At 71.4% G+C, this 17,653-nt stretch carries 20 protein-coding genes and 1 pseudogene; 7 read left to right on the top strand and 14 right to left on the bottom strand.

Translation table 11 applies throughout. The features are described from left to right. Positions 1–34: 34 nt before the first annotated feature. The 4 genes from Vau01_RS06335 to mshA all read right to left on the bottom strand — a co-directional run bounded on the left by Vau01_RS06335 (position 35) and on the right by mshA (position 4,104). Positions 35–1,168, bottom strand: coding sequence for a sensor histidine kinase (locus Vau01_RS06335; protein ID WP_308440439.1), 1,134 nt, complete (start codon positions 1,166–1,168; stop codon positions 35–37). A 31-nt stretch (positions 1,169–1,199) separates the two neighbouring features. Next, the gene (locus Vau01_RS06340) at positions 1,200–1,943 is read right to left on the bottom strand and encodes a phosphoglyceromutase (protein WP_203988236.1); all 744 of its coding nucleotides are present in this window, start codon (positions 1,941–1,943) and stop codon (positions 1,200–1,202) included. A gap of 326 nt (positions 1,944–2,269) precedes the next feature. Further along, positions 2,270–2,776, bottom strand: coding sequence for a type III secretion system chaperone family protein (locus Vau01_RS06345; protein ID WP_203988237.1), 507 nt, complete (start codon positions 2,774–2,776; stop codon positions 2,270–2,272). Further along, complete coding sequence (gene mshA / locus Vau01_RS06350) at positions 2,773–4,104, bottom strand: D-inositol-3-phosphate glycosyltransferase (RefSeq protein WP_239151352.1); 1,332 nt, start codon at positions 4,102–4,104, stop codon at positions 2,773–2,775. Before mshA ends, Vau01_RS06345 begins: the two co-directional genes overlap by 4 nt. A 70-nt stretch (positions 4,105–4,174) precedes the next feature. On the opposite strand from mshA, the gene Vau01_RS06355 reads away from it, so the two are divergent. Together Vau01_RS06355 and Vau01_RS06360 are read left to right on the top strand one after the other, a co-directional pair. Next, positions 4,175–4,927 (top strand): SDR family oxidoreductase, encoded by a 753-nt coding sequence (locus tag Vau01_RS06355; protein ID WP_203988239.1) that lies wholly within the window; start codon positions 4,175–4,177, stop codon positions 4,925–4,927. Then, positions 4,924–5,697: a class I SAM-dependent methyltransferase gene (locus Vau01_RS06360; RefSeq protein ID WP_203988240.1), complete on the top strand. Its 774-nt coding sequence runs from the start codon at positions 4,924–4,926 to the stop codon at positions 5,695–5,697. The genes Vau01_RS06355 and Vau01_RS06360 overlap by 4 nt, the downstream gene beginning before the upstream one ends. Here the strand turns inward: Vau01_RS06360 and Vau01_RS06365 are convergent. Then, complete coding sequence (locus Vau01_RS06365) at positions 5,681–6,667, bottom strand: UDP-N-acetylmuramate dehydrogenase (protein ID WP_203988621.1); 987 nt, start codon at positions 6,665–6,667, stop codon at positions 5,681–5,683. The genes Vau01_RS06360 and Vau01_RS06365 overlap by 17 nt on opposite strands. A 196-nt stretch (positions 6,668–6,863) precedes the next feature. Between Vau01_RS06365 and Vau01_RS06370 the strand changes: the two genes are divergently transcribed. Next, a complete protein-coding gene (locus Vau01_RS06370) occupies positions 6,864–7,619 on the top strand; it encodes a maleylpyruvate isomerase family mycothiol-dependent enzyme (protein ID WP_203988242.1) in 756 nt (251 codons plus the stop codon). Here the strand turns inward: Vau01_RS06370 and Vau01_RS06375 are convergent. The 9 genes and pseudogenes from Vau01_RS06375 to Vau01_RS06415 all read right to left on the bottom strand — a co-directional run bounded on the left by Vau01_RS06375 (position 7,616) and on the right by Vau01_RS06415 (position 13,809). Then, positions 7,616–8,350 (bottom strand): alanyl-tRNA editing protein, encoded by a 735-nt coding sequence (locus Vau01_RS06375; protein WP_203988244.1) that lies wholly within the window; start codon positions 8,348–8,350, stop codon positions 7,616–7,618. The two genes, Vau01_RS06370 and Vau01_RS06375, sit on opposite strands and share 4 nt — an antisense overlap. A gap of 9 nt (positions 8,351–8,359) precedes the next feature. Then, on the bottom strand, positions 8,360–9,244 hold the full coding sequence (locus Vau01_RS06380; RefSeq protein ID WP_203988246.1) for an alpha/beta fold hydrolase: 885 nt from the start codon (positions 9,242–9,244) through the stop codon (positions 8,360–8,362). Beyond that, entirely contained in the window at positions 9,241–9,555 is a 315-nt protein-coding gene (locus tag Vau01_RS06385) for a DUF2516 family protein (RefSeq protein ID WP_203988248.1), read from the bottom strand. The genes Vau01_RS06380 and Vau01_RS06385 overlap by 4 nt, the downstream gene beginning before the upstream one ends. A gap of 73 nt (positions 9,556–9,628) precedes the next feature. Then, complete coding sequence (locus tag Vau01_RS06390) at positions 9,629–10,105, bottom strand: hypothetical protein (RefSeq protein ID WP_203988250.1); 477 nt, start codon at positions 10,103–10,105, stop codon at positions 9,629–9,631. Further along, a pseudogene (locus Vau01_RS06395) lies at positions 10,092–10,487 on the bottom strand (helix-turn-helix domain-containing protein); the annotation flags it as partial. The pseudogene Vau01_RS06395 and the gene Vau01_RS06390, both read right to left, overlap by 14 nt. 63 nt (positions 10,488–10,550) lie before the next feature. Further along, positions 10,551–11,465 carry an asparaginase gene (locus tag Vau01_RS06400; protein ID WP_203988253.1) on the bottom strand — a complete coding sequence of 305 codons (915 nt, stop codon included), beginning with the start codon at positions 11,463–11,465 and terminating at the stop codon, positions 10,551–10,553. Continuing rightward, a complete protein-coding gene (locus Vau01_RS06405; RefSeq protein ID WP_203988623.1) occupies positions 11,458–12,294 on the bottom strand; it encodes a beta-keto acid cleavage family enzyme in 837 nt (278 codons plus the stop codon). Before Vau01_RS06405 ends, Vau01_RS06400 begins: the two co-directional genes overlap by 8 nt. After that, complete coding sequence (ygfZ, locus tag Vau01_RS06410; RefSeq protein ID WP_203988254.1) at positions 12,291–13,364, bottom strand: CAF17-like 4Fe-4S cluster assembly/insertion protein YgfZ; 1,074 nt, start codon at positions 13,362–13,364, stop codon at positions 12,291–12,293. Before ygfZ ends, Vau01_RS06405 begins: the two co-directional genes overlap by 4 nt. 4 nt (positions 13,365–13,368) lie before the next feature. Further along, the gene (locus tag Vau01_RS06415; protein ID WP_373320184.1) at positions 13,369–13,809 is read right to left on the bottom strand and encodes a Fur family transcriptional regulator; all 441 of its coding nucleotides are present in this window, start codon (positions 13,807–13,809) and stop codon (positions 13,369–13,371) included. 141 nt (positions 13,810–13,950) lie between these two features. Between Vau01_RS06415 and Vau01_RS06420 the strand changes: the two genes are divergently transcribed. The 4 genes from Vau01_RS06420 (at position 13,951) to Vau01_RS06435 (ending at position 17,627) form a co-directional block, all read left to right on the top strand. After that, entirely contained in the window at positions 13,951–14,790 is an 840-nt protein-coding gene (locus tag Vau01_RS06420; RefSeq protein ID WP_203988256.1) for an aminotransferase class IV, read from the top strand. A 30-nt stretch (positions 14,791–14,820) separates the two neighbouring features. Continuing rightward, a complete protein-coding gene (locus Vau01_RS06425) occupies positions 14,821–15,339 on the top strand; it encodes a SigE family RNA polymerase sigma factor (RefSeq protein ID WP_203988257.1) in 519 nt (172 codons plus the stop codon). Further along, positions 15,339–16,448, top strand: a complete 1,110-nt coding sequence (locus tag Vau01_RS06430) for a hypothetical protein (protein WP_203988258.1) — start codon at positions 15,339–15,341, stop codon at positions 16,446–16,448. Before Vau01_RS06425 ends, Vau01_RS06430 begins: the two co-directional genes overlap by 1 nt. Before the next feature lie 84 nt (positions 16,449–16,532). Further along, positions 16,533–17,627 (top strand): cellulose binding domain-containing protein, encoded by a 1,095-nt coding sequence (locus tag Vau01_RS06435; protein ID WP_203988259.1) that lies wholly within the window; start codon positions 16,533–16,535, stop codon positions 17,625–17,627. Positions 17,628–17,653: the final 26 nt, after the last annotated feature.

The raw sequence follows: 17,653 nt of genomic DNA on the forward strand, positions 1-17,653 counted from the left end.
CCGACTCCTTCCGAAACCCCGGATCCGGCTGCGATCATCCCTGCTCAGATGAACGGGAAGGTAACCGTAATGTGAACGTCGACCCTCTTCCGACCGTACTCGTCACGTCCACCCGCCCCCCGTGGTTGGTGGCGATGTGCTTGACGATGGCCAGGCCCAGGCCGGTGCCGCCGGTCTGCCGGGACCGGGCCCGGTCGGCCCGGTAGAACCGCTCGAAGATCCGGTCGAGGTCGGATGCCTCGATGCCGATGCCCTCGTCGCGCACCGCGATCCACACCGCCTCGTCGGTCGCACCGGACTCGACGTCGACCCGGGTGCCCTCGGGCGAGTACGCGACGGCGTTCTCCACCAGGTTCGCCACCGCCGTGACGAGCTGCCCCTCGTTGCCGTACGCCACCAGGCCGCGCTCCCCGAGCGCCTTGATCTCGATCTCCTTGGCGTTGGCCGCGGTACGGCTGCGGTCGATCACCTCGGCGATGATCCGGTCGACCGAGCACGGCTCCGGCTCCGGCAGCGGGTCGGCGCCCTGCAGCCGCGACAGTTCGAGCAACTCGCTGACCAGGCGGCTGAGCCGGGCCGACTCGTGCCGGATCCGGTCGGCGAACCGGGCCACCGCCTCCTCGTCCGGCACGCTGTCGCCGGCTTCGCCGCCGCTCAGCGCGTCCTGCAGCGCCTCGCTGAGCAGCTGCAGCGCGCCGACGGGCGTCTTCAGCTCATGGCTGACGTTGGCCACGAAATCACGCCGGACCCGGGCCACCCGGTGCGCCTCGGTGACGTCGGCCGCCTCGACGGCCACGTACCCACCACCGATGTCGATCGCCCGTACGTGCACGCCCAGCGGCTCGGCGTCGCTGTTCGCGCGCGGGATGTCGAGCTCGACCACCCGGGTCACCCCGCTGCGCCGGGTCTGGCCGGCGAGCGTGCGGACGATCGTGTGCGCGTCGGACGACGAGCGGATCAGGCCCATCTCCCGGGCCGCCGGGTTGGCGAGCACCGGGTGGTCGTCGCCGTCCAGCACCAGCACGCCGACGGTCAGCGAGTTGAGGCTGGACTGGGCCAGGTTGGGCGGCATCGGATCTCCACCTTCGGGCCCGGCTTCCGGGAGGCGGGCATGCGGGATCTGCCGGCCCTTTCCGGCAAACAGGGTGGTCACGCGGTCCCAGTTCACACCGCGATGGTAGGGCCCGAAGGTTGCCTGGTCAGCGGCCTTGGTTCGCGACCGCGGCGGCGGCCTCCCGGGCCGCCTCCGGGTCGAGGTACTCTCCGCCGACGGTGACCGGCCTGAGGCCGGCGTCGAGGTCGTACCGCAGCGGGATCCCGGTGGGGATGTTCAGCTTGGCGATCGCCTCGTCGGAGATGCCGTCGAGGTGTTTGACCAGCGCCCGCAACGAGTTCCCGTGCGCGGCGACCAGCACCGTGCGCCCGTCGAGCAGGTCGGGCACGATCGCGTCGTACCAGTACGGCAGCATCCGCAGGACGACGTCCTTCAGGCACTCGGTGCGCGGCTTCAGCTCCGGCGGGAGCGTGGCGTAACGAGGATCACCGAACTGCGAGTACTCGTCGTCGTCGGCGATCGGGGGCGGCGGGACGTCGTACGAGCGGCGCCAGAGCATGAACTGCTCCTCGCCGAACTCTTCCAGCGTCTGCTTCTTGTTCTTGCCCTGCAACGCACCGTAGTGGCGCTCGTTGAGGCGCCAGTGCCGCTTGACCGGGATCCAGTGCCGGTCGGCCGCGAGCAGCGACAGCTCCGCGGTGCGGATGGCCCGCTTCATGACGCTCGTGTGCACCACGTCGGGCAGCAGATCGTGCTGGCGCAGCAACTCACCGCCCCGGCGGGCTTCGGCCTCACCCTTCGCCGTCAGGTCGACGTCGACCCAGCCGGTGAACAGATTCTTGGCGTTCCACTCGGATTCCCCGTGCCGTAGCAGTACCAGCGTGCCCATGCCGCTCACTGTAATCGCGGCTACGGGGCCGAATAGCCACCGGGGCTTGAACACTGGGGTGTACAAACAGAAACGGCGGCCGCGGGTGGCGCACACCCCCAGCACGCACCACCCGTCAGCCGCCTACGCCAGCGGGGCGCCCCGCCCGGCCGCACCCGCTGTACGGGCCTGTCGACTCCCCACCCCCTGGTCGGTCTAAGACCCGCCTAAGACTGTAGGTCGGCCTGTCAACAACGACAACCGACTGTAAGTCCAGTCATAGTCGGTCGTCCTACCGAGAAGGACGGCGCGTCGCCGGTATATAAACACGGCGATTCCGACACACCTCAGTCATTGAGGTGGCGCTCGACGAAATGCTCGAATGCTTTGAGATTTGCCAGGGATTCACCGCGTGATACCCGCCATTTCCACTCACGCAGGATCGCGGTACCGAACCCGATCTCCAGCATCGGGTTGAAGCTCTCGTCGGCGTAGCTGACCACCGCGCCGAGGAGCCGGTCGAGCTCGTCGTCGGTGACGGCGTGCAACGACAGGCGTCCGGTCAGATATACGTCACCGGCGGCGTCGATCGAGAACGCGACCCCGTACATGCGCGAGTTGCGCTGCAGCAGCCAGGCCCACAGCTCCTCGCGGTTCTCGTCGGGCTGGCGCATCACGAACGCCTCCACCCGGAGGGCGTGCTCGCCGACGATGAGGTTGCAGGCCGTCTTCAGCTTGTTCTGGCCGGGCAGCGTCACCACGTAGGAGTGCTCGCCGGTCGGCTCGCAGGGCAGCTCGCGTTCGGCGCAGGCCCGCTCGATCAGCTTGCTCACGTCGTCCCGTGTGGTCTTCATGAAACGCCGGCCAGCGCGAACCGTGCGCGATGTTCGGACATCGCGTCGCGATAGACCGCGAGCAGTCCGGTCGCGGTCGCGTTCCAGGAGAACCGGGTCGCGTGTGCGGCCGCGCCGCTCGCCAGTTCGGCGCGGTGGCGCGGCGAGCGGAGAAGATCACCGAGGACGCGCGCCCAGTCGGCCGGGTCGTGCCCGTCGATCAGCACCCCGGACACGCCGTCGGAGACCGCGGTGACCAGCCCACCGACCGCGGCGGCCACCACCGGCGTGCCGCACGCCTGCGCCTCCAGCGCCACCAGCCCGAACGACTCGTTGTGGCTGGGCACGCCGACCACGTCGGCCGCCCGGTAGACGTCGACCAGTTCGCCCGGCGGGCGCGGCGGCAGGAACCGCACGCGGCCGGCCAGGCCGAGCGACGCCGCGAGTTCCATCAGCTCGGTGGGCCGACTCAGGCCGGTGCCGCTGGGGCCGCCGCACACCGCGATCGTGAGGCGCTCGGCCACCGCCGGATCCGTCGCTGCCAGTTCGGCGGCGGCCCTCAGCAGGACGTGCGGCGCCTTCAACGGCTGGATCCGGCCCACGAACGCCACGACGTACCCGTCGGTGGGCAGGCCGAGTGCGCGGCGGGCGGCCGCGCGGGCGCCGGCGTCCTTCGACGGCGTGAAGATGTCGAGGTCGACACCCGGCGCCACCACGGACACCCGCTCGGGCGACGCGTCGTAGAGGTCGAGCAGTTCGCGCGCCTCGGTCGGGGTGTTCGCGATCAGCCGGTCGGCCTCGGCCACGACCTGCTCCTCGCCGATCACCCGGGCGTTCGGCTCGGGGGTGTCGCCCTCGGCCAGCATCAGGTTCTTGACCTTCGCCAGGGTGTGCGCGGTGTGCACCAGCGGCACCCCCCAGCGGTCGGTGGCGAGCCAGCCGACCTGCCCGGACAGCCAGTAGTGCGAGTGCACGAGGTCGTACCAGCCGGGCGGTTGGGTGGCCTCGGCCCGCAGCACACCGGCGGTGAACGCGCACAGCTGGGCCGGCAGCTCCTCCTTGCTCAGCCCCTCGTACGGACCGGCTGTGATGTGCCGCACAGTGACGCCGGGATGCATCTCGACGCAGCGCGGCAGCTCGCTCGACGTCGTGCGGGTGAAGATCTCCACCTCGACGTTCGCCTCGGCCAGCCGGCGCGACACCTCGACGATGTACACGTTCATCCCGCCCGCATCACCCGTGCCCGGTTGATCGAGCGGCGAGGTGTGTACCGACAGGGTCGCCACACGTCTAGGCAATCGCACAGCCGCTCCATTCGTTCGGGTCACCAACCAAACATGTTCCCCCAACGCGGGCCAATAACCGAAATGAGGCTTGTCAGATGTGCGGCGCAACAGCGGGCACTGGCAGGATTCGGTCATGACTCAGGGCGTGGCGGTTGTGACGGGCGCGTCGAGCGGAATCGGCGCGGCGACCGCGCGGCGGCTCGCGGCCGAGGGTTTCACGGTGGTGGCGGCGGCCCGGCGGATCGACCGGCTGGAGGCGCTGGCCACCGAGACCGGCGCGGTGCCGGTGCGGTGCGATGTGACGTCCGACACCGACGTGACGGCGCTCGCCGACGTGGTGAGCGGGCTGGACGCGCCGCTGACGGTGCTGGTCAACAACGCCGGCGGGGCGTTCGGCGCCGACCCGGTGGAGCAGGCCGACGTCGAGCAGTGGCGGGCCATGTACGAGATCAACGTGGTCGGCACGGTGCGCGTCACCCGGGCGCTGCTGCCGCTGCTGGTGGCGTCGGGCGCCGGCACGATCGTGATGATGGGGTCCACCGCGGGCTTCGTCACGTACGAGGGCGGCGGCGGGTACACGGCGGCCAAGCACGCCGAGAAGGCGGTCGCCGACACGCTGCGGCTGGAGCTGAGCGGGCGGCCGGTGCGCGTCATCGACATCTCCCCCGGCATGGTCCGCACGGACGAGTTCGCGGTGAAGCGCTTCGGCGGCGACGCCGACAAGGCCGCGGCGGTCTACGAGGGCGTCGCCGAGCCACTGGTGGCCGACGACATCGCCGACGTGGTGGCGTTCGCCGTCACGCGTCCGCACCACGTGAACATCGACCGGCTCGTGATCCGTCCGCTGGCCCAGGCCGCGCAGCACAAGGTGCATCGGATCAAGTGAGTCGTCCCGTCGGGCGGCCGACCCGGGGGACCACCGCGCCGAACCGGCTGCGGCGGGTCGACCGGTTCATCGCCGCCCGGTTCGGTCCGCTGCTGCGGTCGGCGGAGGATCCGCTGGTGGTGGACCTCGGGTACGGCGAGCACCCGGTGACCACGGTCGAGTTGTACCGGCGGTTGTGCGCCGTCCGGCCCGACGTGCGGGTGGTCGGGCTGGAGATCGATCCGGCCCGGGTCGCTCTTGCCGCGGCCTCCGCCGAGCCGCCCGGCCTCACGTTCGCCCGCGGCGGTTTCGAACTCGCCGGGCTGCGACCCGTGCTGGCGCGGGCGATGAACGTCCTGCGGCAGTACGACGAGTCCGATGTGGACAGTGCGTGGGCCGCGATGGTGGGCGCGCTGGCGGCGGACGGTGCGGTCGTCGAGGGGACGTGCGACGAGCCCGGCCGGCTCGCGTCCTGGATCTGCCTCGACCGCGACGGCCCGCAGACCCTGACGTTCGCCGCCCGTCTCTCCACATTGGACGGTCCGGCGGTGTTCGCCGAGCGCCTGCCGAAGGCGCTGATCCACCACAACGTTCCCGGCCACCCGGTGCACGACCTGCTGCGGGCGCTCGACTCGGCCTGGGCCGCCGCCGCGCCCTACGCGTCGTTCGGGGTGCGGCAGCGCTGGCTGCGGGCGGTGCGGCTGGTCAAGGACGCGGGCTGGCCGGTCGCCGACACCCGCCGTCTCGGCGAGCTCACCGTGCCGTGGGACGCCGTCAGAACGAGCAGTTGACCAGGTGGCACTCCGGCGTCAGACGGACGCCGAACCGCGTCTCGACGCCTTCCCGGACGTGCGCCGCGAACTTCATCACGTCGGCGGTGGTGGCACCGCCCCGGTTGGTGACCGCGAGCGTGTGCCGGGTCGACAACGCGACCGTCCCGGTGCCGAACTCGCGCCCGTAGCCGGGCGCGAACCCGGCCCGCTCGATCAGCCACGCGGCCGGCACCTTCGTGCCCGCCGGGTCGGGGTACCGCGGGCAGTCGGCCGGGATCGCGGCCGGCAACTCCGGCAGCACCGGGTTGAGGAAGAAGGAGCCGACGCTCCACGTGTTGTGGTCGTCGGCGTCGAGCACCATGCCCTTGCTGCGACGCACCTCGATCACGGCGGCCCGCACGTCGGCCACCGGTGCCGTGCCGCCCTCGGCGATCCCGAGGTGCCGGGCCAGGCCCGCGTACTTCACCGGGCCCGACTGCGGGCTGCGCCGCAGCCGGTAGGTGACCTCGAGGATCACCCAGCGGTCGGTGTGCTTGAAGACCGACTGCCGGTGCACGCCGAACCCGCACCGCTCCGGCCCCCACGACTCGACGTCGCCGGTCTCCCGGTCGAACACCGACACCGATTCCAGCACGTCGGACGTGAGCGCACCGTAGGCGCCGACGTTCTGCACGGGCGTGCCGCCCACCGAGCCCGGAATGCCGGACAGCGCCTCCAACCCGGCCAGCCCGTCGGCGGTCGTCGCCTCGACCAGCACGTCCCAGTCGACGCCCGCGCCGGCGCGCACCAGGTCACCGTCGATGTCGAGATCCGTCGTGGCGATCCGGACGACCCGGCCGTCCCAGCCGACGTCGCCGACGACCAGGTTGGACCCGCCGCCGATGACGAGCACCGGCCGCTTCGCGGCGTCGGCCTCGCGCACCAGGTCGACCGCGTGCGCGGCGGAGGTGGCGACGGCCAGTTCGGCCACCGGCCCACCGACCCGCATCGTGGTCAGTTCGGCGAAGGTCACGGTCACGTCGGGGAGTGTAATGACGTCCGACCAGCGGCAGGTTTCCGGCCGGAACCGCCGGGGCACCAAGGTCACCGGCGGCTGGTGGCGCGGGGATCCTCTACGCTGGGTTCCCACGACGCGCTACCGCGGGTAACCGCGGTCGGACAGCCGCGTAGGGGGCGAGGATGCGATGAGCAAACCACACGGCAACAAGGACTCCTGGCTCGCCGCCCTGCGCGCGGAAGGTGCCGCGCTCCACACCGCGATCGAGGCCGGCGACCCCGACTCCGACGTTCCCACCTGCCCCGGTTGGAAACTGCGGCAACTCGCGTTCCACGTCGGCGCCGTCTACCAGCGGGTGACGCAACACATCTCCCGCGGCGTGGTGTCGAAGCCGGAGCCGGCCCACATCGAGGCGGAGTCCGGTCACCCGCTGACCTACTTCGACCGGCATTTCAGCGACGTGATCCGGATTCTCGACCAGGTCGACCCCGACCTGCCGGCCTGGAACCCGATGCCGCAGTCGAAGGTCGCCTCGTACTGGCACCGGCGGCTCGCGATCGAGACCGCGGTGCACCGGTGGGACGCGCAGGTCGCCAGCGGACCGGCCGAGCCGATCGAGGCCAAGCTCGCCGTCGACGGCATCACGGAGGTCATCGACAGCCTGCTGCCGGGCGGCAAGCGCAAGGGTTCCACCGACGGGGTACGCGGGATCGCCGCGCTGCACGCCGCCGACGTCGGCCAGGACTGGTACGTGCGGCTGCGCGGCGAGGGGATCGCGCTCCTCGACACCGACACCCTGCTCGACGACGACCACCCGCACGAGCGCGCCCAGGCCACCGGTTCGGCCAGCGACCTGCTGCTCGCGCTCTACGGCCGGGTGCCGTACGACGTGCTGGAGGTCGCCGGCGACCCGCGTCTCCTCCAGGCCCTGCGCACCGGTTAGATCAACCGCAGCCGCACGCGGCGGTTGGCCTTGCCCTTGCTCTCGACCTTGACGATCTGCACCTTGCCCACCTGCGACGTCGACGCGACGTGCGTTCCACCGTCGGCCTGCACGTCGAGGCCCACGATGTCGACGATGCGGATCTCCTGCTCGTCGGCCGGGATCAGGTTCGACTGGGTGCGGATGATGTCGGGGAGCGCCAACGCCTCGTCGCGTTCGAGCACCCGCACGTCGACCCGCCGGTCGGCGATCACCTCGGCGTTGATCAGGTCTTCGAGCCGCGTCTTGAAGTCCGACGGCACCTCGGGCAGGTTGAAGTCCATCCTGGCCGTGCCCGGCTCCATGTTGCCGCCCGTCACCAGCGCGCCGAAGTCGCGGAAGACCACCCCGCACATGACGTGGAGCCCGGAGTGGGTGCGCATCAGCAGCGAGCGCCGCTCGTCTTCGATCGCACCGGTCACCGCCGAGCCGACCGGCGGCAGCGGGTCACCCTCGGCGGGGAGCAGGTACAGGTCGTCGCCCTTGCGGGTGCCGACGATGCGGGTCTGTACGCCCTGCCACAGCAGCACGCCGTGGTCCGGCGGCTGGCCCCCGCCGCCCGGGTAGAACGCCGACCGGTCGAGCACGATCCCGGTCTCCGGGTCGGACGCCAGGACGGTGCAGGAGAACTCGCGCAGCGTCGGGTCGAGAAGGTCGAGCCGGTGGGTACGGCCGTGATGCGTGACACCCATGGGCCCACCCTAACGATTCAGGAAATCGGCGATCCGGGTGCGTACGTCGGCGCGCTCGTTCCACATCACGTTCGGCTTGTCGTAGAGGTGCAGGTCGGCCTTTGGCAGCAGGTCGGCGAGCTCGACGGCCACCGAAGCCGGGTGCACGTCGTCGTCGTTGCAGCCGATCACCAGGGCCTCGGCGGTCACCGCGCGTAGCGCGTCCACCGACGTCAGGGGCGCCTCGTCGGCCAGGGACGCGAGTTCCGGCGCCAACCCGAAGTGGACGATCTGCTCCACCCGCTGCCGCAGGTACGCCCACCCGGTCGGGGTCGCCCGCAGTTGCAGCGGCACCTCCAGCGAGATCACCTCGGCCAGACCGCCCGGGTCCTGCTCCTCGGCCGCGGCCAGCAGCGCCTCGAACCGCTCGCCGGCGTCCGGGCCGGGCGACGTCAGCGCCGCCGGCAGGAAGAACACCACCCGCTCGAACCGGGTGGGATTGTCGGCGAGCAGCCGAACCAGCGCACCGGCGCCGAGGGACACCCCGAGCGCCCGGGTCGCCCCGGTGAGGTCGGCGACGGCCCGCAGGTCACGGGCGAGATCCAGGTACGTCCACGGCCCGGCCGGCGCACCCGAGCGGCCATGGCCGCGGAAATGCATGAACACCTTCCGGCCCTGCACGCCGCTGCCCAGCGGGCGGGTCTCCCCGATCCCCTGGCCGAACCCGTGCGCGAACACGGTCACCGGATCCGGCGGACCGGTCCCGAAGATCTCCAGCTCGACGCCGTGCGGCGTGCCGACCAGCGTGGTGGGCGGGAGCGGGAGGGTCGGCCGCCCGCCGCGCGGGCCGCGATTGTTCGACGGCTGATCCGGCCGCCCGTCGGGCGGAGGTGGCCAGCGAAAATCAGAAGTCACCAGGAAGACGGTCCATCCGCGGCGTCGCGCAGTGCGGGACGCACGTCGAGTAGGTAAACGGCCGCGACAGTGAGCGCGATGAACCCCAGCAGGCTGAGCGCCGACAGCGAGAGCACCGTGACGAACAGCGCGCCGCCGGTCATCACCAGCCACAGCCCCTTGGACAGGGTGCCGATCGCCCCGAACGAGTCGGAGCGCTGGGTGAGACAGTTGATGAACGCGAACGCCTCGATGATGAGCGCCACCACGAGAAGTGCGTAGTCGATCGAGGAGCGCACGTCCATGTAGAACAGCGGGGCGGCATCAACCATGTACAGAAGCTTAGGCACCCGTCCCCCCGGTTTGCCCAACAGGCCGGAGGAACGGGTGCCTAGGTGTTATTTGTTACTGCTTGACGGCCGCGGGACGGGTCTTCTTGACCGCCTTGGCCGGGCTCTTGCCGGTGCCCGGGCCGCCGGCGGCGGTGGCACCGGTGGTGGTGGCCGGAGCCGGCTCGCCGTCTTCCGCGACGACCGACGGCACCACGTCACCGGCCGGCTCGAGCTCCTTGTACGGGCCACCGACGACCTTCTCGCCCCGGGCGACCAGGTCGTTGTAGACCGCGACGGCCTGGGTGCGCAGCACCTCGGCGTTGCGCAGGGCCGCGTCGCGCAGCTTGTCGACGTCGACGCGCCGGGCGGGCTCGGCCACCACGTTGGTGACGGCGTCGGCGACGACCGGGCGCAGGGCCACGACACGGCCGCCGAGCTCAACCGCCTTCGCCGGCAGCAGACGCAGCTGCTGGTAGGCCAGGTCGCCGGCACCGGCGGCCGCGTAGAGCGGGTTCGGGTAGCGACGGGTGTTAGCTGACTGGGTCGACATCCGTGTTCTCCTCCTTCGACCGGGCGTTCTCCCGGCGGAATGTTTCGTATATCTGGGTCAACGACTGCTTCTGCGCCACGGTGAGATCGGGATCTGTGGCGATCGCCGCGAGCACGCCCGGGTTGTCCTTCGTGTCGAGCAACCCGGCCTTGAGGTACATGGCGGGCGTGGAGACCCGCAGCGCGTGGGCGAGCTGGGCGAGCACCTCGGCGCTCGGTTTGCGCAGCCCACGTTCGATCTGGCTGAGGTAAGGATTGGAGACGCCGGCCTGCTGGGCCAGCTGCCGCAACGAGATCCGCGCGTTGCGGCGAAGGTCGCGGATGAACCCGCCGACATCGCGCGGAGTTTCGCCCGGTTCCGGCTTCTCCGTCTCGTCACTCACGCCACCGACGCTAGCTCGCGGTGCTAGCTCTTGCAAGCAAAACGCTAGCTACCGTTAAAGACGTCACAGGACGGAGCGGACAACCCCCACCGTATCGCCCCCGCCGAGCACCGGCTCGGCCGGCGTCGGCGCGTCGAGGCCGAGCTTCGAAAAAGCCCATGAGAGGACGGGCATCAGCGCGCGCTTCGCACCGTCGTCGATCTTCATCGCGACGGCACCTACGCCCGGGACGGCCACCGCCTGCACGCCCTCGGCCCCGCCCTTGGCCAGCAGCCCCGGTACGGCGCGCATCAGCACCGTGTCGTACGCCTGGGCGTCGGTGCCGGACACGTACTCGGGGTGCGCCCGCATCGCGTCGGCGACCCGGTCACCGGTCTCCACCAGCCGGCGGTAGGAGTCGGCGAGGGAACGCAGCGACAGCGCCAGCACCGGCGCACCGCACCCGTCGACGCCCACCCCACCGGCCGGCTCGCCGGCCAGCTCTTCGACGGTCTCCTGGATCGTGACCTGCAGCGGGTGCGTCGGCTCCCAGTAACCGTCGACCGGCCAGCCGGCCGCGACACAGGTGACCAGCATCGCGGCGTGCTTGCCGGAGCAGTTGTTGCTGGCCCGGCTGAACTCGCCGCACGGATCGCTCAACGGCGTCGTCGCCGGGCACCGCAGCCGCGTCTCGGGCAGCCCGGCGCGCTCCAGCATCGCGCGCGCCGCGTCCACGTGAAATCGCTCACCACGGTGACTGGCCGCCGCCAGCGCGAGTTCGGCGGCGCTGGCCGGCTCGAACCCGGCGCGCAGCATCCCGGCGGCCTGGAGCGGCTTGTTGGACGAGCGCGGGAACACCGGCGCCGTGATGTCGCCGACCGACGCGACCACCGCGCCCGCGGCATCGAGCACCGCGACCGACCCGTGATGCCAGCTCTCGACGAACCCCGACCGGAGGACCTCGGCGACGAGTTCGCCGCCCTGGTACGCGTCAGCCACGTGCGATTCCGAGCAGGCGACGGGCGTCGGCCGGAGCCATCGGCGGGCGCTGGGCCAACCGGGCGAAGCTGGCGGCCCGCGCCACGAGTTGGGCGTTGCTCTCCACCGGCTGGCTGCGGGCGTAGGTGACGGTGTCCTCCATGCCGACCCGCAGGTGCCCGCCGGCCGCGAGCGAGGCCATCAGCACCGGGAGCGTGGTGCGTCCGATGCCGGTGGCCGAGAACGTGGTGCCCTCGGGCAGGTTGGTGAGAGCGGCCTTGCAGGCCACGAGCGCCTCGACGGTGCCCGGCATGCCACCGGGCACGCCCATCACGAAGTCGACGTGCACGTGCCCGCCGGCCGGCAGCCCGTACTTGTTGAGCAGGCGCTCCAGCGCGGCCAGGTGGCCCAGGTCGAAGATCTCGTACTCGGGCACGATGCCCTTGCTCTGCATGCGGGTGTGCAACTCGACGATGAACGCCCAGCGGTTCATGAACACGTCGTCGCCGAAGTTGACCGTGCCCATCGTGCAGGAGGCCATGTCGGGCGCGGCGTCGAGCACGGCGAGGCGGTGCTCCTCCGGGTCGGTGACCGCGCCGCCGGAGGACAGCTGCACGATCAGCCCGGTGCCCTCGCGGATCGCCCTCGTCGTCTCCTTGAGGCGGCCGAGGTCGAGCGTCGGCTTCGCCTCGTCGTCGCGGATGTGGATGTGGATGACGCTGGCGCCCACCGCCTCGCACTCCTTGGCGGCGACGACCAGCTCGTCGAGCGTGACCGGCAGGGCCGGCGCGTCACGCTTGCTGACTTCCGCGCCGGTGGGCGCGACGGTGATCAAGGTGGTTGCCATCAGCTGTCAATCTGCGCCGTCGACTCGCCGATGCGCAACTGCGCGTCGTCCTTGACGTTGTTCTTGACCAGCGCGAGCGCGACCTGGCCGAGCTCGTGGTGCCGCACGGCGGTGCCGACAAACCCGACCGCGCGCTCGTTCAGCGTGATCGGCGTGCCCGGGGCCGGCAGCTCGTCGGTGGCGATCCCGTCGAGATGCAGCAGCACCAGCTTGCGCGGCGGACGGCCGAGGTGGTGCACCCGGGCCACCGTCTCCTGACCCCGGTAGCAGCCCTTCTCCAGGTGCACGGCCGGCGCGGTGAACCCGGCCTCGGCCGGCAGGGTGCGGTGATCGGTCTCGAACCCGTAGCGCGGACGCCTGGCCGCCACGCGCACGGCCTCGTAGGCCCAGAGCCCCGCCCGCGGAATGTCGATCCGGTCCTTCTCGGCACGCGGGACGAGCAGGTCGGCGCCGTTCCCGACCCGTCGCACCCAGCCCGCGCCGAACTTCGCCACTGTTGCTGATTTGTCGCCGAGAGAGGCGACGCGGTAGATCGTCGACGGGCGCGGCGGCTGGGTGCCCTGTGCGAACTTCGCGCCGGGAACGTCGAGGGTGTCGGGTTCGTCGAGCTCCTCGTCGACGCCGAGGGACTTGAGCGCGTCGTCGGTACCGGGGCCGACCAGCGACAGCACCGCCCAGTCGGCGGTCACGTCGACCGGCTCGACCCGCATCATGAACCGCATCCGCTCCAGGTACACCAGCAGGTCACCGTTGCCCGGCTCGGTGTCGAGCCAGGTGGTGGTGCCGTCGTCGGTGACCATCGCGTGGTGCTCGACATGGCCGTGCGGCGAGAGCACGAGCAGTTCGGTGCCCTGGCCCGGCCGCAGCTTCTCCAGGTGCTGGGTGGTGAGGCTGTGCAGCCAGGAGAGCCGGTCGTCGCCGGGCACCGCGATGACGGTGCGGTGCGACCGGTCGACCAGGCCCACGCCCTCTTCGAGGAGGCGCTGTTCGCGGACCGGGTCGCCGTAGTGGGCGACCGCCCCCGCGTCACGGCTGGCCGGATCGAGGGCGGCAATGTCGATCGCGGTGCTCATCCCGCTATCCTCCCGCGCAACTCTTGCACTTGCCGAAGAACGAGACGTGGCCCACGTCGAGCTGGAAGCCGCGGTCGTCCTTCAGCCGCGCGGACACCTCGTCGAGGGCGCTGGGCTGCACCTCGTCGATGCGGCCGCAGCCCCGGCAGACCAGGTGCACGTGCTGCTCCTCGAGCGCGGCATGGTAGGTCGGCGCGCCGTGCGAGAGGTGGGTGTGCGTGACCAGCCCGATGTCCTCCAGCAGTTCCAGCGTGCGGTAGACGGTGGAGATATTGACGCCGGCGGCGGTCTCGGCGACCTTGCAGTGCACCTGGTCAGGGGTGGCGTGCCCCAGGTCGTAGACCGCTTCCAGGACGAGTTGACGCTGCGCGGTCAGGCGGAGACCACGTTCGCGTAGCACTTGAGCCAAAGTGTCCGAAGCCACCCTGCAATAATGCGCTCGCATCCGCGAGCGCGGGCCTTGGGGCCTCTGAGGCGCCGCCTTCCCTCGTCGCTCCAGTCGCTGCGCTCCCTGCGCTCCTCAGTCCAGGCAGCGCCGGCCCCAAGGCCGCCGATGGTATTCCTCGGTGGTTAGGCTGCTGGACTTGTGACTGTCGTAGCCGTCCTGGGTCGTGGCGTGGTCCCGGCCGACACCCCGGTGCTCCGCGCCGACGACCTCGCCGCCGTCCGTGGCGACGGCGTTTTCGAGACGATCCACCTGCGCTCCGGGTCGCTGTGGCAGCTCGACGCGCACCTCGACCGGATGGCCCGGTCCGCCGAGCTGCTGGAGATCGCGCTGCCGGCGCGGTCGGCGCTGGCGGGCCTGGCGGCCGAGGCGATCGCCGAGTGGCCGCGGGACGCCGAGGGCGCGCTCCGGCTGGCCTGCTCGCGCGGGACGGAGTCGGGCGGACCGCCCACGGTGTGGGTGACCCTCACCGGGATCAAGCCGGGGCAGCTGCGCGGACGCCGCGAGGGGGTCGCGGTCCGCACGCTGTCGCTGGGTTATCCGGTCGACGCGCGCAGCGCCCTTCCGGCGCTGCTCGCCGGCGCCAAGACCCTGTCGTACGCGGTGAACATGGCGTGCCAGCGCTGGGCGGCGGCCGAAGGGGCCGACGACGTGCTCTGGGTCTCCGGTGACGGGTACGCGCTGGAGGGGCCGACGTCGACGCTGGTCTGGCTCACCGACGGCGTCCTCTGCACGGTGCCACCGGCCTCGACCGGTATCCTCGCCGGCACCACCGCCGCCTACCTGCTGGCGAACGCCGGCGAACTCGGCTGGACCGCCACCGAGCGGCTGGTGCGCCCGGCCGACCTGCACACCGCCGACGGTGTCTGGCTCACCTCGTCGGTACGCGGGCCGGCCGAGATCCGCGCGCTGGACGGCGTCCCCCTGGGCCCGAGCCCCGAAACCGCCCGGATCGCGAAGCTTCTCGGTTTTCCCCTCTGACCCAACCCCGGCCGCCCCGGCGGCGTGTAGATGGGTGTGGATCGGGACGGCGATTTCCGCGAGTTCGTGCTGCAGCGCGGCCATGCGCTGTCCCGGGTCGCGTTCCTGCTGACCGGTGACCACCAGCTCGCCGAGGATCTGGTGCAGATCGCGCTGGCCCGCGCCGCGGCCCGGTGGCCCCGCCTGGTGGCCGGCGGCGACCCGGAGCCGTACGTCCGCCGGATCATGGTCAACGAGCGCACGACCTGGTGGCGCCGCCGCCGGTACGAGAGTGTCGGCCGGGCCGACTGCGTGTCGGTGACCGTCGGCGAACACCCGACCGGCGTCGACGAGACCGAACAGGTCAACCGGCGGCTCGTGCTGGTTCAGGCGCTCAACCGGTTGTCGGCGCGGCAGCGCGCCGTCGTGGTGCTGCGCTACTACGTCGACCTCACGGTCGAGGAGACAGCGCAGGCGCTGGGCTGCTCCGCGGGAACGGTGAAGAGCACCACGTCGGATGCGTTGTCCCGGCTGCGGGCCACCGCGGCCGACCTCGGGAAGGTGACGTGATGGTGCGTGAGCTGCTCGACGACCTGGCCCGTGACGTCCCCGACTACTCGAACCCGGACCGGGCGCTGGCCGCGGCCCGCGCGTCCCGGCGCCGCCGGACGGGTGGCGGCGCCGCCCTCGTGGCCACGGCGCTCGCCCTGGCCGCGGCCGTCACCTGGGCGCCGGTCGGCGGTCCCGGCCCGGACTGGCCGCCGTTCCCGGGCCGGTCGGAGCCGGTCCTGGCGTCGGCGCCGATGCTGGCCGACCTGCCCACCGCGGCGGTCGGTCCGGCCCGGCTGGCGTACCGGTTGAACTGCCGGACGCCGTGCAGCCGCATGGTGCTCCAGATGGAGTGGGGCGGCCTCGAGTACAGCCTCGACCACCTCGGCGACCTGGGCGTGCCGTCGCTGTCGCCGAACGGCGAACTGCTGGTGGCGCCGTTCAGCGGGGATGGCGGGTACAAGGTCCGTGACCTGCGGAGCGACGAACCGCCGACGCCGTTCGAACCGCGGCTTGGAGCGGGCCTGTGGTCGCCGATGACCTGGTCGCCCGACAACCGCTGGCTGGTCATGTGGGGTCCGCGGGGGAATGGCAGGTCCGAGTACGCCCGCGTCGACCTGCGCGATCTCACGATCGTCACCTACCAGCCGCCCGCCGACCTGTACGCGTGCGCCGTCCTGCCCAGCGGCGAACTCCTCCTCGCCCCCAGCACCGCGTGGACGGAGCAGCAACCGCTGCAGTTGGCCGATCCGGCCACGGGCGACGTGCGTCCGCTGCTGACCGTGGACTCCCGCGCGATGTTGCAGCCGGGGTTGTCGATCCAGCACGACCCGACCAGCCCGGCCCTCCTGTCGACGGACGGCATGTTGGGGCTGATCGTGCGGAACGCGGATCGACGGGCCCTCGCGCTGCTGGAGTTCAACCTGGCCTCCGGCGCCCTGATCGACGCCAAGAGCATTCCCTACGAGATGGGCTGGGAGCCGGTCGCGTACGGCGGAACCGGGCTACACATGGTGACCCGGAAACCGGTTCGGGCCGGCGTTCTCGCCCCGGACGGGCACTCCGTCACGACCCCCGAACTGCCGGCGCCGACGCAGGTGCTCGTGCCGGGAGGCCGCACCTGGTACTGAAGCGGGGACGTTCAGTTGATTGTCATCGATTTCATTCGAAACTCATACTGGCCGCCCAATTCACCCCCTTCGATTGGTGTCGGTATGGCGCTCCGGAAATCCATCCTGTACGCGTTCCTCGCTGTGCTCGTCTCGGCGCTCGGCTTCGTGGTGGCTCAGCAGCCCGCTTCGCCGGCCGCGGCACCCGCCAAGGTGATGGCCCTCGGCGACTCGATCACCGCCGCGCCCGGCTGCTGGCGGGCCTACCTGTGGCAGCAACTGCAGGCCGCCGGCTACACGAACACCGACTTCGTGGGCACCGCCCGCGGCGACGGCTGCGGCTTCACCTACGACGACAACCACGAGGGTCACAGCGGCTTCCTCGCCACCGGCATCGCCAGCCAGAACCAGTTGCCGCCGTGGCTGGCGGCCACCAACCCGGACATCGTGATCATGCACCTGGGCACCAACGACATGTGGGGCGGCCAGACGCCGGTGAGCACCGTGCTGGGCGCCTACACCACGCTCGTCAACCAGATGCGGGCCAACAACCCGAACATGAAGATCATCGTGGCCCAGATCCTGCCGATGGGTCCGCCCGCGTGCACCGCCTGCACGCAGGCCGTGGTCAACCTGAACGCCGCGATTCCCGGCTGGGCCAACGGCCTGACCACCAGCCAGTCGCCGATCGTCGTGGTCGACCAGTGGACCGGGTTCAACATCACCACCGACACCGGTGACGGCGTCCACCCGAACGACGCCGGCTTCCGGAAGATGGCCGCCAAGTACTACACCCCGCTCACTCGCCTGCTCGACGGCATCGCCCCGCCCGGGCCGTCGGGAAGCCCGTCCTCCAGCCGACCCTCGGTGTCGCCGTCGACCTCGCAGCCGCCGACCGGCCGGTGCACGCCGACGTACAAGGTCGCCGGCCAGTGGCAGGGCGGCTTCCAGGGTGAGGTCGCGGTCCGCAACGACACGACCGGCACCACCTCGACCTGGACCGTGACGATCCGCTACGCCAACGGACAGCAGGTCACCCAGTCGTGGGGCACGACCCTGACCCAGTCCGGAACGACGGTGACCGCCCGGCCCGCCGGCTGGAACGCGTCGCTGGCACCGGGCGCCACCGCCACCTTCGGCTTCCTCGCCTCGTGGACCGGGTCGAACGGCACGCCGGAGGTGACCTGCACCGTCGCCTGAGCCCCGTAGCGAAAAGGGCAGCGCCC

The organism is Virgisporangium aurantiacum, assembly GCF_016863635.1.
GTDB lineage: Bacteria > Actinomycetota > Actinomycetes > Mycobacteriales > Micromonosporaceae > Virgisporangium > Virgisporangium aurantiacum.